11 protein-coding genes are annotated in these 15,450 nt (G+C 62.2%); 8 read left to right on the top strand and 3 right to left on the bottom strand.

Annotated features, from left to right (window positions below):
• Positions 1–5 precede the first annotated feature (5 nt).
• Entirely contained in the window at positions 6–962 is a 957-nt protein-coding gene (locus IEW63_RS05460) for an alpha/beta fold hydrolase (protein WP_188635609.1), read from the top strand.
• A 44-nt stretch (positions 963–1,006) separates the two neighbouring features.
• Here the strand turns inward: IEW63_RS05460 and IEW63_RS05455 are convergent, their stop codons facing one another.
• On the bottom strand, positions 1,007–2,161 hold the full coding sequence (locus tag IEW63_RS05455) for an acyl-CoA dehydrogenase family protein (RefSeq protein ID WP_188635608.1): 1,155 nt from the start codon (positions 2,159–2,161) through the stop codon (positions 1,007–1,009).
• Positions 2,162–2,387: 226 nt separating this feature from the next.
• Here IEW63_RS05455 and IEW63_RS05450 point away from each other — a divergent pair, with 226 nt between their 5' ends.
• A complete protein-coding gene (locus IEW63_RS05450; protein ID WP_188635607.1) occupies positions 2,388–3,626 on the top strand; it encodes a CaiB/BaiF CoA transferase family protein in 1,239 nt (412 codons plus the stop codon).
• 38 nt (positions 3,627–3,664) lie between these two features.
• Here IEW63_RS05450 and IEW63_RS05445 read toward each other — a convergent pair whose 3' ends face one another.
• Positions 3,665–4,156, bottom strand: a complete 492-nt coding sequence (locus IEW63_RS05445; protein WP_188635606.1) for an Lrp/AsnC ligand binding domain-containing protein — start codon at positions 4,154–4,156, stop codon at positions 3,665–3,667.
• Positions 4,157–4,296: 140 nt separating this feature from the next.
• Between IEW63_RS05445 and IEW63_RS05440 the strand changes: the two genes are divergently transcribed.
• Genes IEW63_RS05440 through IEW63_RS05430 form a run of 3 tightly spaced genes read left to right on the top strand, consistent with a single transcriptional unit; the run spans position 4,297 to position 7,077 of the window.
• The gene (locus IEW63_RS05440; protein WP_188635605.1) at positions 4,297–5,592 is read left to right on the top strand and encodes a D-amino acid dehydrogenase; all 1,296 of its coding nucleotides are present in this window, start codon (positions 4,297–4,299) and stop codon (positions 5,590–5,592) included.
• Positions 5,567–5,923: a RidA family protein gene (locus tag IEW63_RS05435; RefSeq protein ID WP_188635604.1), complete on the top strand. Its 357-nt coding sequence runs from the start codon at positions 5,567–5,569 to the stop codon at positions 5,921–5,923. Before IEW63_RS05440 ends, IEW63_RS05435 begins: the two co-directional genes overlap by 26 nt.
• Positions 5,924–5,967: 44 nt before the next feature.
• The gene (locus IEW63_RS05430; protein ID WP_188635603.1) at positions 5,968–7,077 is read left to right on the top strand and encodes a YkvI family membrane protein; all 1,110 of its coding nucleotides are present in this window, start codon (positions 5,968–5,970) and stop codon (positions 7,075–7,077) included.
• A 70-nt stretch (positions 7,078–7,147) separates the two neighbouring features.
• Here the strand turns inward: IEW63_RS05430 and IEW63_RS05425 are convergent, their stop codons facing one another.
• Entirely contained in the window at positions 7,148–7,615 is a 468-nt protein-coding gene (locus IEW63_RS05425) for a MaoC/PaaZ C-terminal domain-containing protein (RefSeq protein ID WP_188635602.1), read from the bottom strand.
• Positions 7,616–7,821: 206 nt separating this feature from the next.
• Between IEW63_RS05425 and IEW63_RS05420 the strand changes: the two genes are divergently transcribed.
• The 3 genes from IEW63_RS05420 to hrpA all read left to right on the top strand — a co-directional run bounded on the left by IEW63_RS05420 (position 7,822) and on the right by hrpA (position 15,433).
• On the top strand, positions 7,822–9,507 hold the full coding sequence (locus IEW63_RS05420) for a long-chain-fatty-acid--CoA ligase (RefSeq protein WP_188635601.1): 1,686 nt from the start codon (positions 7,822–7,824) through the stop codon (positions 9,505–9,507).
• A gap of 259 nt (positions 9,508–9,766) precedes the next feature.
• Positions 9,767–11,452, top strand: coding sequence for a long-chain fatty acid--CoA ligase (locus tag IEW63_RS05415; RefSeq protein WP_188635600.1), 1,686 nt, complete (start codon positions 9,767–9,769; stop codon positions 11,450–11,452).
• Between the two features lie 81 nt (positions 11,453–11,533).
• Positions 11,534–15,433, top strand: a complete 3,900-nt coding sequence (gene hrpA / locus IEW63_RS05410) for an ATP-dependent RNA helicase HrpA (RefSeq protein ID WP_188635599.1) — start codon at positions 11,534–11,536, stop codon at positions 15,431–15,433.
• Positions 15,434–15,450: the final 17 nt, after the last annotated feature.

Here is a 15,450-nt window from a genome sequence, read left to right as displayed (position 1 = left end):
AAAGCATGAGTGATCTGTTGTGGATATTGGCGGGACTGGTCTTTGTAGTCATCGCCGTTCTGTTTTTCTTCACCCTGGTGATCGCCCGACGGGTGGAGCTGGGGCTGCCGCCGGAAGGGCGTTTCATCACCCTCATGGGTAACCGCCTGCACTATGTGGAGCAAGGCAGCGGTCCGGAAACGCTGCTGCTGATTCATGGGCTGGGGGGCGTGGTGGCCAATTACGCCTATGCCATGCTTGGCGAACTGGCGAAGGACTATCGTGTGGTGGCGATCGATCGTCCCGGCAGTGGCTACTCGAAGCGGGCAAGGGGCGCATCGGCCTCGCTCGCTGCCCAGGCCGATGTGCTGGCCGCGGCGATCGATGCGCTGCAGCTGGGCCGGCCGGTGCTGGTCGGCCACTCGCTGGGTGGCGCGGTGGCGCTGGCCACGGCGCTGAAACATCCGCAGAAGGTGTCAAGTCTGGCATTGATTGCGCCACTGACTCACATGCCAGCGGACGGGCCGTCGGAGGTGTTTGCGCCGCTGACCATTCGCCAGGGCTGGCTGCGCGCGATTTTCGCCTGGACGCTTATGGTGCCGCTGAGCATTCGCCGACGGGAACAGGCGCTGGATGTGGTATTCGGGCCGGAAAAGGCCCCGGCGGATTTCCCCCTGCGAGGAGGCGGGGCGCTGGGGCTGCGGCCCACCCACTACATTGCGTCGTCACGGGATCTGGTAGCACTGGAACATGTATTACCGCAGCTGGAGCAGAGCTATTCCGCGCTCCAGACACCGGTGCGTATCCTGTATGGGCGCGATGACCGGATCCTGGATCCGAACGAGCAGGGCCAGGCGATGGTTGACCGCATCCGGCAGGTACAGCTGGAACTGGTCGATGGTGGTCACATGCTGCCGTTGACCCAGCCGCAGCTGTGTGTCGACTTCGTACGGCGCAGCGTCAAGGCGATGCGCGAAGGCTGAAAAGTGGGAGTGAGCCGGCGGGGTGCTCCCGCCGGCAGATGGGGTCAGTCTTCCACTTCGCGGATCATGTTGCGGGCGATGATCACCTGCTGGATCTGGGTGGTGCCTTCATACAGACGGAACAGACGCACGTCACGGTAGAAGCGCTCGATGGCGTATTCGCTGATGTAACCGGCTCCGCCATGGATCTGCACACCCCGGTCGGCGACCCGGCCGCACATCTCGGTAGCGAACATCTTGGCGCAGGACGCTTCGGTGCTGATGTTAAGGCCTTCGTCACGCTTGCGCGCGGCGTCCAGCACCATGCAGCGGGCGGCGTAGATTTCCGCCTTGCTGTCGGCGAGCATCCCCTGGATGAGCTGGAAGTCAGCGATGCGCTGACCGAACTGCTTGCGCTCCACGGCATAACGCAGTGAATCATCGAGCATGCGCTCGGCCGCACCGACCGACAGCGCGGCGATATGCAGCCGCCCCTTGTCGAGCACTTTCATTGCGGTCTTGAAGCCTACACCTTCGACACCACCGATCAGGTTGGCGGCGGGCACCCGAGCATTGTCGAAGATCACGTCTGCGGTGTGTGCGCCTTTCTGACCCATCTTCTGATCCGGCTTGCCGACCGTGACGCCGGGCGTGCCGGCCTCGACGATGAAGGAGCTGATGCCGCCGGCCCCGCGAATCTCGGGATTGGTGCGGGCCATGACGGTGAAGATACCGGCGTGGGGGGCGTTGGTAATGAAGCGCTTGGTGCCGTTGAGAATGTAATGGTCGCCGTCGCGTACGGCGGTGGTCTTCAGCGAGGCGGCATCGGAACCGGAGTCCGGCTCGGTCAGGCAGAAGGAACTGAGGTATTCCCCGGCCGCCAGCTTCGGCAGGTAATGAGTCTTCTGCTCCTCGGTACCGTCCAGCAGAATGCCGATGGAGCCGATGCCGTTGTTGGTGCCTATATAGGAGCGGAATGCCGGCGAGGTGCGGCCCAGCTCGAAGGCGATGTTCACTTCTTCTTCCATGGTCACGCCCAGCCCGCCGTACTGCTCGGGAATGGTCAGGCCGAACAGCCCCATGTCCTTCATCTGGGCAACGATGTCATCCGGAATCGAGTCCGTCTCCGCTACCTCGTGTTCACGGGGAATCAGCTCCTGATTGACGAACTGGCGAATGGAGTCGAGCAGAATCTGTAGGGTTTCCGGGTCGCGAATCATGTGATCTCCTGATGGCCGGGGCCGTTGTCCTGAAAATGTCCCTGAACAGGGTGGTGGGTGCTGCATGTTAGCGCCGACTGCGCACCAAATTCAATAAAGCAGAATGAAATACCGCAGAGCGAAACTGAGCGAGTCGACCCCGGGGTTTACCCCTGCACGGCATCGGCATAGTATGCGGACCACCCGGTTGGCCGGGTCCGATTTTCTTGGCATTGGAAGACTATGTATGGGTGCACTTGCAGGCATAAGGGTACTGGATCTGAGCCGGGTGCTGGCGGGCCCGTGGTGCGGGCAGATCCTCGCCGATCTCGGGGCCGAGGTGATCAAGATCGAACGGCCTGGCTCCGGGGACGATACCCGCGGCTGGGGTCCGCCCTGGATGCCGGACGAGCAGGGGAATTCCAGCGGCGAGGCGGCATATTACCAGGCTGCCAACCGGGGTAAATATTCCGTGGCGGTGGATCTTGCCAGCGCCGAGGGGCAGGAGCTGGTGCGGGCGCTGGCCGCCGACAGCGACGTGCTGATCGAGAACTACAAGGCCGGCTCGCTGGCACGTTACGGTCTGGACTATGCCAGCCTGGCCGAGCTCAACCCGAGACTGGTGTATTGCTCCATCACCGGTTTCGGCCAGACCGGCCCGCGGGCATCGGAGCCGGGCTATGACTTCATCATTCAGGGCATGGCCGGACTGATGAGCATCACCGGGGAACGGGATGATCTGCCCGGCGGCGGTCCGCAGAAGGCCGGTGTTGCGGTGGCTGATCTGATGACCGGCCTTTACGCCACCATCGCCATCCAGGCGGCGCTGATCAGCCGGCAGACCACCGGCCGTGGCCAGCACTGCGACATGGCGCTGTTCGACGTGCAGCTGGCGACGCTGGCGAATCAGAACATGAACTACCTGGTATCGGGCAGGGTGCCCGGGCGCTATGGCAATGCCCATGCCAATATCGTGCCGTATCAGGTGTTTCGGGCCGCCGACCGGGACTTCATCATTGCCTGCGGCAATGACAGTCAGTTTGTGGCTCTCAGTCGGGCCATCGGCTCGCCGGAGCTGGCCGATGACCCGCGTTTCAGGCGCAACGCGGATCGCGTTGCGCACCGTGATCAGTTGATCGATATCCTGGCTGCGCGCTTTCTGACCGCCTCGGCTGACGAGTGGGTCGGACGTATCCAGGCCGTGGGGGTGCCGGTAGGACCGATCAATGATATTGCCCAGGCCCTGGCTGAGCCGCAGGTAGCGGCGCGCGAGATGCTGGTGCCGCTGCCGCACCCTCGTAACCCGCTGTTCTCGATGGTGGGCAGCCCGTTGAAATTGTCTGCCACGCCGGTAGCGTATCACCGCGCACCACCGATGCTGGGGCAGGATACCGACGCGGTACTGAGCGGGCGTCTGGGGCTCAGCGAGGCCAGGCTGGCCGAGCTGAAAGAGCAGGGCGTGATCGCGCAATCACCGGAGAATTGATCTAGGCTGTCCGGTAAGGTGCTGCGGCGCGGCAGCACTCAGAGTTCGGGGATCGGCAGTACCAGTGACTCCTTCACTTCTTCCATGACGATGTAGCTCTTGGACTCGCGCACATGGGGCAGCTTGAGCAGGATGTCGCCGAGCAGCTTGCGGTAGGACGCCATCTCGTTGATGCGTGCCTTGATCAGGTAGTCGAAGTCACCGGATACCAGATGGCATTCGAGCACATGCGGCAGTTTGAGTACCGCCCGCCGGAATTCCTCGAAGATGTCACCTGATTTGTAGGAGAGACTTATCTCCACAAAGACCAGCAGACTCGCGTTCAGATGCTCAGGATTGAGCCGGGCACTGTAGCCCATGATAACGCCTTCCCGTTCCAGGCGGCGGACGCGCTCGGTGCAGGGTGTGGTCGACAGGCCGACCCGCTCGCCCAGTTCGGTAAAGGCCAACCGGCCCTCGGCTTGCAGCTCTCGGAGAATCTGTCGATCGATGCGGTCCAGTTCTCGCTGGGCTCTGTGTTTGGTTCTCATTGGGGAATCTGTCTAGACCTTCGGCTAATTGAACGGGATTAAGAGCTAAATATAGCGCCTAAAATAGTGAAATCAACTGTGATGGCTCTCCTATAATCCGGCAATCGTGAATGACCCCGGTGGGGACGAGGAGTTGAGCAATGCATATTCTGGTTCTTGGCAGTGGCGTTGTGGGCACCACCAGCGCCTATTATCTTGCGCGTCAGGGCTTCGAGGTGACGGTGATCGACCGCCAGCCGGCCGTGGCCGAAGAAACCAGTCATGCCAACGCCGGCCAGATCTCCCCCGGTTATGCGTCACCCTGGGCGGCCCCCGGCGTGCCGTTCAAGGCCATCAAGTGGATGCTGCAGAAGCATGCTCCGCTGGCTATCAAGCCGACCGCGGATGTCAACCAGTACATGTTCATGGCGCAGATGCTGCGCAACTGCACTGCGGCCCGTTACGCGGTGAACAAGGAGCGCATGGTGCGGCTGTCCGAATACAGCCGCGACTGCCTGGACGAGCTGCGCATCGAGACCGGAATCAGCTATGAGGACCGCCAGCTCGGGCTGACGCAGCTGTTCCGTACCCAGGCCCAGCTCGACAATGCGGCGAAGGACATCAAGGTGCTGGAGCAGATGGGCGTGCCCTACGAGCTGCTCGATCGCAAGACGCTGATCAATGCCGAGCCGGGTCTGGCCGGGTCGGTGGACAAGCTCACCGGCGGCCTGCGGGTGCCCAATGACCAGACCGGCGATTGCCTCAAATTCACCCGGCGCATTGCCGAGATGGCCCGTGAGCTGGGTGTCGAGTTCCGCTTCAATCAGAATATAGAGCGCCTGGACTATGCCGGCGACCGCCTCAATGGTGTCTGGGTGGACGGCAAGCTGCTGACGGCAGACAACTATGTCGTTGCGCTCGGCAGCTTCAGTCCGCAGATGCTGGCGCCGCTGGGCATCCGCGCCCCGATCTATCCGCTGAAAGGCTACTCGATCACCGTGCCGATCATCGACGAGGGCAAGGCGCCGGTCTCGACCATGCTCGACGAAACCTATAAGGTGGCCATCACCCGTTTCGACAACCGCATCCGAGTTGGCGGCATGGCGGAAATCCGTGGTTTCGACATGAAGATCGATCCGCGCAAGGGCGAGACCCTGAAGATGATCATCAATGATCTGTTCCCGGGCGCTGCTGATACCAGCAGTCTTAATCTGTGGACCGGCCTGCGTCCGGCCACGCCGGACGGTACGCCTATCATCGGGCCCACCCGCTACCGCAACCTGTTCCTGAATACCGGGCATGGCACCTTGGGCTGGACCATGGCCTGCGGGTCGGCGCGTCTGCTGGCAGATCTGCTGGCGAAGAAGAAGCCGCAGATCAGCACCGAAGGGTTGAGTATTTCCCGTTACGGCAACAGCAAGGATTCCGCCCATGGCGATACAGCGACTGCACACTGATCGGCGCATGAGCCAGGTCGTCATCCACCGGGATACCATATACCTGTCCGGTCAGGTGGCGGAGAACCTGGAAGCCGGGGTCGAGCAGCAGACCAGCGAGACCCTGCAGGAAATCGAGAAACTGCTCGCTGAGGCGGGCAGCGACAAGAGGCATATTCTTTCGGTAACCATCTACCTGAAAGATATCGAGCGCGATTTCGCCGGCATGAATGCCGTGTGGGATCGCTGGCTGCCTGAGGGCGTTGCCCCGGCGCGAGCCACAGTGGAGGCCGGAATGTGCGAGCACGACATTCTGGTGGAAATGTCAGTAACAGCCGTCAAGCGAGAGTAAGGCGGCTCAACTAGAATTATAAAGACTACGTAGAGATCACAAGAATGAACAAACACTCCTTTCAGATCGCACTGGCCTATATGTCGGTGGTCATCGGCGGTGGTTTTGCATCCGGGAACGAGGTCATCCAGTTCTTTACCGGATACGGCATCGCGGGTGTCGCCGGCTCGGTGGTTGCAGCCGTGCTGTTTGCCTTCCTCGGCATGCATATCGCGCGTATCAGCTCGATCATGCAAGCCGGCTCGCACAAGCAGGTGCTGTACACCCTGTTCGGTGAGAAGGCAGGTTTAGTGGTGGACGTGGTTCTGTCCTTCTTCCTGTATGGCGTGGGCGTGGGGATGCTGGCCGGAGCCGGCTCGACGCTGGCCCAGCAGTTCGGGCTCGCTCCCCTTATCGGCTCTACGCTGATGACGGTGCTGGTGATCGGCACCCTGTGTCTGAATGTCCGCGGCATCATCAACCTGAACAGCGCCGTGATGCCTTTCCTGCTCATAATGGTGCTGGCCGTCACCGTTTACTCGATCTACACCAGTACCGGTTCCCGTGAAGAGCTGAATCAGGCCGCCGAGCAAGCAGCGATCATCACCTTTCTCGGAGCGGAAGTTCCCCACTGGGCGCTGAGCGGTCTGCTGTGGGCCTCCTTAAACATTGCCGTGGGCTTCCCCATGCTGGCCGTGATCGGCGGGCTGACCAAGCAGCCCAAGGCGGCTGCCCTGGGCGGGATCGCCGGTGGCCTGGGTCTGGGCTTCCTGATCATTTTGCTGAACATCGGCATGTTCGCCAATATGGATCGACTGCTGGGTGTCGAAATTCCGACCCTTCAGCTGGCAAACCAGATTCACCCCTGGCTGGCGATGCTGATGTCGCTGGCACTCATCTGTATGATCTACAGCACTGCAGTGGGTATGTTCTTCGCATTCAGTGCCCGTTTTGCGGCTCCGGAGACAAACCGCTTCCGCGCCCTGAGTGCCATCTTCGCCCTTGTCGGACTGGCCCTGAGCCAGGTGGGCTTTACCAAACTGGTGGGTACCGTATACCCGATGCTCGGTGTGGTGGGGTTGATTCTGATCATCGCCATTGCCATGAGCTGGCTGCGCACCCGCAATCGCAGCGACGAGCAGTTGGCCAGCGATTCCCGCGCCAGGCACCAATAATCTGCAGCCGCCAATGCAAAACGGCCGCCCCGGGGAGGGGGCGGCCGTTTTCGTTTCTGGCATCGGGGCTTCAGAAGCTCACCTCCGGCAGCTGAGGGCGGGGAACGCTGACATTTTCCGTGGGCGCCATGACCGTTGCGACCCCATCCACCACCTTCTTGCCTTCCTGATTCACCACGCGGGTCGCGATGCGTACCCGGTTCTTCGGCAACTTCTCAAGCACCTCCAGCTCGATGCGGATGTCGTCACCCGGCCGCACCGGCCGCAGGAAACTCATTTCCTGACCGATGTAGATGGATCCCGGGCCCGGCAGTTCGCAGGCGATGGCAGCGGAGATCAGCGCACCGGACAGCATGCCGTGGGCGATCCGGCCCTTGAACGGCGTCGCGGCGGCGAACTCCTCGTCCAGATGTACCGGATTGACGTCTCCGGACACAGCGGCGAACAGGATCAGATCCCGTTCGGTGACGGTGTGCTCAAGACTCGCATGAACGCCCACGGACAGCTGATCATAGGTGCGGTTTTCCAACATGGACATGAACTAGACTCCAGTCTGAGCCGACTCGGCCGGTGGCCGGTTCGGCAGTATGGGAAACAAAAATGAAACAAAAGGCCGTTTTGTATTTTGCCGCGTTGCTGGTAATTTGGCGCAGGGCCACGGCTATGGCCGACTGATAATAACAAGACAAGTGTCTGCATAGGCATGTATGGACGCTTGACACTCCAACAGGAGAAATGGAGCCAATGGAAGCATCGTTCTGGAATGACAAGCGACCCAAGGGGGTCAGTAACGATATCGACCTGAGCCAGTATGGCTCGATTCTCGAGGTGTTCGACGCCTCCTGTGCCAAGCATGCGGAGCGGGCCGCCTTCACCAATATGGGGGTGACGCTCACATGGGGCGATATCGACCGCCATTCAGCTGCCTTTGCCTGCTATATCCAGAAATTCACCGACCTCAAGCCCGGTGACCGCATCGCCATCCAGATGCCCAACGTGCTGCAGTTTCCCGTGGCGGTATTCGGCGCGATGCGGGCGGGCCTGGTTGTGGTCAATACCAACCCGCTGTACACCGCCCGCGAGATGCGCCATCAGTTCACCGATTCCGGAGCCCGGGCGCTGATCTACATGAACATCTTCGGCAATCTGGTCGAGGAAGTCCTTCCCGATACCGAAATCAAGTATCTCTTTGAAGCCCGCATGGGCGATATGCTGCCGGGCCTGAAAGGGCTGCTGGTCAACGCTGCGGTCAAGTACGTGAAGAAGATGGTGCCGCGCTACAGCCTGCCGCAGGCGGTTTCCCTCAAGGCAGCGCTGGGTCGGTGCGGCGACGATACCCCGGTGCCGGTGACCCGCACGCTGGATGACGTGGCGGTGCTGCAATATACCGGTGGAACCACCGGCGTGGCCAAGGGTGCCATGCTCACCCACGGCAACCTCGTGGCCAACATGCTGCAGGTGCATGCCAACATGCAGCAGCTTGACAGCGAGGGCAACCGGCTGATGGAAGAGGGTGGCGAGATAGTCATCGCGCCCCTGCCGCTGTATCACATCTATGCCTTCACCGTGCATTGCATGTGCATGATGCTGTCCGGTCAGCACAACGTGCTGATCACCAATCCGAGGGATATTCCCGGCTTCATCAAGGAGCTGAAGAAGTGGCAGTTCTCGTCCATCGTGGGGCTCAACACCCTGTTCGTTGCGCTGATGGATCATCCTGAGTTCAAAGACATCGATTTCTCCAGGCTGAAAAGCACGACTTCAGGCGGCACGGCCCTGGTCAAGGCGACCGCAGAGCGGTGGCAGGGCAAGACCGGCGTGCTGATCGGCGAAGGCTACGGTCTGACCGAGTGCTCGCCGGTGGTGTGTGCGAGCCCGGGGGACGGCCTGGCGAAGCTGGGCTCGGTAGGTTTGCCCGCGCCCGGCACTGCCCTGAAGGTGGTGGACGAAGAGGGCAACGAGCTGCCGCTGGGTGAGCGTGGCGAGCTTTGCGTCAAGGGGCCGCAGGTGATGAAAGGTTACTGGCAGCGCCCGGAAGCCACTGCGGAAGTGATGGATGCCGACGGCTGGTTCAGAACCGGAGACGTGGCGATCATCGACGAGGACGGTTTTGTCCGTATCGTCGACCGGATCAAGGACATGATCATCGTCTCGGGCTTCAACGTCTATCCGAACGAGATCGAGGACGTGGTTGCAGCCCATCCGAAGGTGGCCAATGCCGCCGCCATCGGCGTTCCCGACGAGAAGTCCGGCGAGGCAGTGAAACTCTTCGTCGTGCCGTCTTCCCCGGATCTGACCGTGGACGAGCTGAAGGCCTACTGCAAGGCCAACTTCACCGGCTATAAGGTACCCAAGCACTATGAGTTGCGCGAATCACTGCCGATGACACCGGTAGGCAAGATCCTGCGCCGCGAACTGCGCGACGCCTGAGCGGGGATGATCGACGCCGGCTGGCAACAGCCGGCTTTTTCATGCCTGATCGACACGCTTTCCACCGCTGCGGACGCTTCTGTAAGGGTCTGTAACGGGCCTTCGGAAACGGTGGCCTGAGTCTGGAAAAGCTGTTAGGCTTCAGCCACTTTTCGACCAGAGTGAGCCAAATATTCACGGATGAGTCGAAATCACATTTTTGCCCACTTCAAATAAAACAGCAGCATCACTGCAAATTGGACGCATCCAGGGGGTCTTCATGCATGAGAATTTTTGGGCTGACAAGTATCCGGACGGTATCCCCACCGAGATAGATGCCGGTCAGTATCCCAACGTTCTGGCAGTCCTGAAAGAATCCTGTGAACGCTTCGCCGACAAGGCGGCCTTCACCAACCTCGGCAAGACCATCACCTGGGGCGAGATGTACCGGCTATCCGGGGAGTTCGCTGCCTACCTGCAGAAGCATTCCGGTCTGCAGCCGGGCGACCGCATCGCCGTACAGCTGCCCAACGTCCTGCAATATCCCATCGTCGTGTTCGGCGCCATGCGTGCCGGTTATGTAGTGGTCAACACCAACCCGCTGTATACCGCCCGTGAGATGGAGCACCAGTTCAACGATTCGGGCGCCAAGGCGCTGGTCTGTCTGGCCAATATGGCCCATCTGGCCGAACAGGTCGTGCCCAGAACCCAGGTCAGACACGTGATCGTTACCGAGGTTGGCGACATGCTGCCGACCTTCAAGCGGGTGCTGGTCAACAGTGTCGTCAAACATGTGAAGAAGATGGTGCCCGCCTGGAACATTCCCGGCTCGGTGCCCTTCGTCAGGGCAATGAAGATGGGCGCCGGCGAGCGTTTCACCGAGGCATCGCCAGCGGCAGAGGACACCGCCGTGCTGCAATACACCGGCGGCACCACCGGCGTGGCCAAGGGCGCCATGCTTACCCACCGCAACCTGATCGCCAACATGCTGCAGTGCAAGGTGATGATGCCCTCGGACATGGTGGAAGGCGGTGAGGTGATCATCTGCCCGTTGCCGCTGTATCACATCTATGCGTTCACCTTCCATTGCATGTCGGTCATGCTGCTGGGTGGTCACAACATACTGATTACCAACCCGCGGGACATACCTGCCACGGTCAAGGAGATGAGTCGGTACCGGTTCTCGGCGTTTGTCGGCCTGAACACGCTGTTCACCGCGCTGTGCAATAACGAACAGTTCCGCCAGCTGGACTTCAGCGGCATGAAGCTGACCCTGTCCGGCGGCATGGCGCTGCAGCAGGCAACCGCCGAACGATGGCAGAAGGTGACCGGCTGCGAAGTCTCCGAAGGATACGGCATGACCGAAACCAGCCCGGTGGTATCGGTGAACCCGGCCAATGCCGCTCAGCTCGGTACGATCGGCATCCCGGTGCCCTCGACGCTGTGCAAGGTGGTTGATGATGACGGCAACGAGCTGGGTATCGGCGAGCGCGGCGAGCTGTGCGTGAAGGGTCCGCAGGTGATGAAAGGGTACTGGCAGCGCGAGGAGGCCACCGCCGAGGTGATGGACGCCGAGGGCTGGCTGCGCACCGGCGACATCGCCATCATCCAGGAGGATGGCTACATGCGCATTGTCGACCGCAAGAAGGACATGATCGTGGTGTCCGGCTTCAACGTCTATCCCAACGAGCTGGAAGACGTGATGGCGGCCATCCCGGGCGTGCTGCAATGCGCGGCCATCGGCATACCCAACGACAAGACCGGTGAAGCGATCAAGGTATTCATCGTCAGGGAGCCGGGCGCCCAGCTGAGCGCTGATGAGGTGCGTGCTCACATGCGCGACAAGCTCACCGCCTACAAGGTGCCCAAGGAGGTGGAGTTCCGCGACAGCCTGCCGACCACCAACGTCGGCAAGATACTGCGCCGGGAACTGCGCGACGAGGAACTGAAGAAACTCGCTGCATAGCACCCGGGGTCGCTTCTTTGCGACAATAGCCCCGCCCGGCGATCCGGTCGGGGCTTTTTTCATTCTGCCAATCGGGAACCCATGACTGAACCGCATACGCTTGCCAGCCAGCTTGATGCTGCCATGTCCGCCGACCGCCACCGTCTGCTTCGCCAATGGCAGGGACTGGGCAAGCGGCCGGACGCGACCCGGCTCGCCCAGTGGCAGCAGCGGCTGGAGCGATCCCTGGCGCGGGTGCAGGCCCGGGCGGCAAGTGTGCCGGCACTGCACTACGATGACAGCCTGCCGGTGGCGGCGCGTCGTGAAGAGATTCGCAAGGCCATCGCTGAAAATCAGGTGGTGGTCATCGCCGGGGCTACCGGCTCCGGGAAAACCACCCAACTGCCGAAGATCTGCCTCGAGCTCGGGCGGGGCAGCCGCGGGCTGATCGGTCATACCCAGCCGCGGCGGCTGGCCGCACGCAACGTCGCCAATAGGGTGGCGGAGGAACTGGGCACGCCCCTGGGTGAGCTGGTGGGCTTTCAGGTGCGCTTCACCGATCAGAGCAACGAGCGCACCCTGGTCAAACTGATGACCGACGGCATTCTGCTGGCCGAAACCCAGAATGACCGCTACCTGTCGCGATATGACACGCTGATCATCGATGAGGCGCACGAGCGCAGCCTGAATATCGACTTTTTGCTCGGCTATCTGAAGACCATTCTGCCGAAGCGGCCGGACCTCAAGGTCATCATCACCTCGGCGACCATCGACCTGGAGCGTTTTTCCGCCCACTTCAACAATGCCCCGGTAATCGAGGTCTCGGGACGCACCTTCCCGGTGGACGTCTGGTACCGGCCACTGGCAGCAGAGGTGGACGAGGACGGCAACCGGGTAGAAGAAGACCTGAGTATCGATCAGGGCATACTGGCGGCGCTGCGCGAACTGGAGCAGCACGAGCGCGCCACCGGCAAGCCGCCCGGCGACGCGCTGGTGTTCCTGCCCGGCGAGCGGGAGATCAGGGACACGGCGGACTTCCTGCGCAAGGCCAACCTCAGACACACCGAGATCCTGCCGTTGTATGCACGGCTGTCGGTAGCCGAACAGCAGAAGATCTTCGCCCGCCACGCCGGTCGGCGTGTGATCCTGTCGACCAACGTGGCGGAGACCTCGCTTACCGTGCCGGGTATCGTCTACGTGATCGACCCCGGTGAGGTGCGCATCAGCCGTTACAGTCCGCGTTCGAAGGTACAACGGTTGCCGATCGAGCCGGTATCGCAGGCCAGCGCGGACCAGCGCAAGGGACGTTGCGGTCGGGTGGCGCCCGGTATCTGCGTGCGCCTGTACAGCGAAGAGGACTTCAACAGCCGCCCGGCCTTTACCGACCCGGAGATCCTGCGTACCAACCTGGCGGCGGTGATCCTGCAGATGCTGCATCTGCGGCTGGGCAGGATCGAGGATTTCCCCTTCATCGAGCCACCGGAAGGCCGCGCCATCAGTGACGGCTTCAACCTCTTGCAGGAGCTCGGTGCGGTCGAGCGGGACGGCAGCATCACTGAGGAAGGCCGGCAACTGGCGCGGCTGCCGGTGGACCCGCGCATCGGCCGGATGCTGGTGGAAGCAGCCAGGCTCGGCAGTCTGGACGAGGTGCTGGTCATTGCCAGCGCCCTGGCGGTGCAGGACCCGCGGGAAAGACCGATCGAACGTCAGCAGGCGGCCGATCAGGCCCATGCCCAGTGGCGGGATGAACACTCCGATTTTGCGGCCTTCATCAATCTCTGGCGTGGATTCGAGGAGCAGCGCCAGGCGCTGACCCAGAACCAGCTGCGCAGCTGGTGTCGGAAGAACTTTCTCAACTACCTGCGCCTGCGCGAATGGCGCGAGACCCATCGGCAACTGCTGTTGACCTGTCGCGATCTGGGACTGGATATAAACCGCGAGCCCGCCGGTTACGACGCGGTGCACAAGGCGCTGCTTGCCGGATTGCTGAGCCATCTGGGTAACAAGACCGAGGACGGTGACTACATGGGTGCCCGCCAGCGCCGGTTCATGCTGCACCCGTCCTCCGCGCTGGCGAAGAAGCGCCCGGCCTGGGTGATGGTGGCCGAGCTGACCGAGACCAGTCGGCTGTTCGGGCGGCTGGCTGCCCGTATCGATCCGCTGTGGGTCGAGCCCCTGGCGCGACATCTGAGCAAATCCAGCCACAGTGAACCGCACTGGGAGAAGCGCCGCGGCCAGGTGGTGGCGTTCGAGCAGGTTACCCTGTTCGGACTGATCATCGTGCCCAGGCGCAAGGTGCATTTCGGACCGATCGATCCGGTTGCGTCGCGGGAAATCTTCATTCGCCAGGCGCTGGTGCTGGGCGAGTGGCATGGCCGTGCCGCCTTCAATCGCGCCAATCAGACCCTGCTTGAGGAACTGGATGCGCTGGAGGCAAAGGCCCGCAAACGGGACATCCTGGTCGATGAGGAAACCCTGTACCGCTATTTCGACCAGCGGGTGCCGGAGAACATCTATCAGCTGGCGAGTTTCGAGCGCTGGCTCAAGCGCGCCAGCCGAGAGCAGCCCGATCTGCTCCACATGACCCGTGAGGATCTGCTGCAGCGGGAAGCCGACGAGGTCAGCGCCGCGCAATACCCCGATACGCTGCGGTGGGAGCGGACAGTTCTGCCGCTGGGCTATCACTTCGAACCCGGCCACGAAGCGGATGGCGTTACCCTGACCGTGCCGCTTGCGCTGCTGCGACAGCTGCCTGAGCAGCGGCTGGAGTGGCTGGTCCCGGGACTGATCTACGACAAGTGCGTGGCGCTGGTACGGGGGCTGCCCAAGGCCCTGCGCAAGAACTTCGTACCGGTACCGGACTTCGTTCGGGCGGCGCTGGAGCGGATGCCCTTCGGTGAAGGTCGGCTGACCCAGGCGCTGGGTCGGGAGCTCACCCGCATGACCGGCGTGCGGCTGGATGAAGACGCCTGGAGCGGCATTGAGCTGGAGGACCACCTGCTGATGCGTATCCTGGTGGTGGATGCGGAAGGCAGGACGATCGCCAGTGGCCGCGATTATGGTGCGCTCTGCGTGCAGCTGGCCGGAGAACTGGGTGAGCAGCGCGAGGCGAAGCCGGCGGCAGTCGCCGACGCGGGCCGGGCGAGACCGCCGGCCGGCACGCAGGAGCTGCCGGTACGCATGAGCCAGCGTCAGGCCGGCATCGAAGTGGATTTCTGGCCCGCCTGGGTAGAGCAGGGCGATGCCGTGGTGGAGCAGCTGTTCGACAACCCGGTGCAGGCGGAGCAGGCCCACCGGAGGGGCGTGCAGCGTCTGCTGCTGCAGGGCATGCCCGAACAGGCGAAGTTCCTCCGGCAGAAACTGGCGCCGTTGCGTGAGGCAGCGCTCTATTACCGCGAACTGGGCAATCAGCAGCAGCTGACGGAGGATGTACTGCTCGCGGCCGTCGATCGCGCCTGCCTGCCGCAGGACGGTAAACTGCCGCGTACGCCGCAGGCCCTCGCCGTATGTCAGGAGCAGGGGCGGGCGGAGCTGGTGCCGACCGCCGAGAAGCTGGCGGGCGAGGTGCTGGATATTCTCAGGGCCTGGCATGCCATCCAGAAACGTTTGAAGGGGCGTATCGACCTTTCCCATGCCATTGCCATGGCGGACATCCGCGCCCACTTGCAGAATCTGATCTTCAAGGGGTTCATCCGCCAGGTTCCGCCACAATGGCTGAGCCAGTACCCGCGCTACCTGGCCGCTGTCGGTCAGCGCCTGGACAAGCTGCCGGGGCAGATTCAGCGTGACCGGGTCTGGACGGAGGAGCTGCAGGCCTTCTGGCAGCAATACCACGCCCTCGAACAGCGCTACCTGGTGGAAGGCCGGCAGGATGAACGGCTGACCCACTGGCGCTGGATGCTGGAGGAGTACCGGGTGTCGCTGTTCGCTCAGCAACTGGGCACCCGGATGCCGGTATCCGACAAACGATTGAGAAAACTCTGGCAGGAGATCACATCCTGAGACCCACAGAAGGGGTA

It is taken from the genome of Halopseudomonas pertucinogena (assembly GCF_014646575.1).
GTDB classification, from domain to species: domain Bacteria; phylum Pseudomonadota; class Gammaproteobacteria; order Pseudomonadales; family Pseudomonadaceae; genus Halopseudomonas; species Halopseudomonas pertucinogena.
The sequence above is the reverse complement of the archived record's forward strand: the minus strand, read 5'-3'. Positions and strand labels throughout refer to the sequence as shown.

Coding starts and splice junctions, on each gene's coding strand:
- IEW63_RS05460 (WP_188635609.1), top strand. CDS start 6: ATGAGTGATCTGTTGTGGATATTGGCGGGACTGGTCTTTGTAGTCATC.
- IEW63_RS05455 (WP_188635608.1), bottom strand. CDS start 2,161: ATGATTCGCGACCCGGAAACCCTACAGATTCTGCTCGACTCCATTCGC.
- IEW63_RS05450 (WP_188635607.1), top strand. CDS start 2,388: ATGGGTGCACTTGCAGGCATAAGGGTACTGGATCTGAGCCGGGTGCTG.
- IEW63_RS05445 (WP_188635606.1), bottom strand. CDS start 4,156: ATGAGAACCAAACACAGAGCCCAGCGAGAACTGGACCGCATCGATCGA.
- IEW63_RS05440 (WP_188635605.1), top strand. CDS start 4,297: ATGCATATTCTGGTTCTTGGCAGTGGCGTTGTGGGCACCACCAGCGCC.
- IEW63_RS05435 (WP_188635604.1), top strand. CDS start 5,567: ATGGCGATACAGCGACTGCACACTGATCGGCGCATGAGCCAGGTCGTC.
- IEW63_RS05430 (WP_188635603.1), top strand. CDS start 5,968: ATGAACAAACACTCCTTTCAGATCGCACTGGCCTATATGTCGGTGGTC.
- IEW63_RS05425 (WP_188635602.1), bottom strand. CDS start 7,615: ATGTCCATGTTGGAAAACCGCACCTATGATCAGCTGTCCGTGGGCGTT.
- IEW63_RS05420 (WP_188635601.1), top strand. CDS start 7,822: ATGGAAGCATCGTTCTGGAATGACAAGCGACCCAAGGGGGTCAGTAAC.
- IEW63_RS05415 (WP_188635600.1), top strand. CDS start 9,767: ATGCATGAGAATTTTTGGGCTGACAAGTATCCGGACGGTATCCCCACC.
- hrpA (WP_188635599.1), top strand. CDS start 11,534: ATGACTGAACCGCATACGCTTGCCAGCCAGCTTGATGCTGCCATGTCC.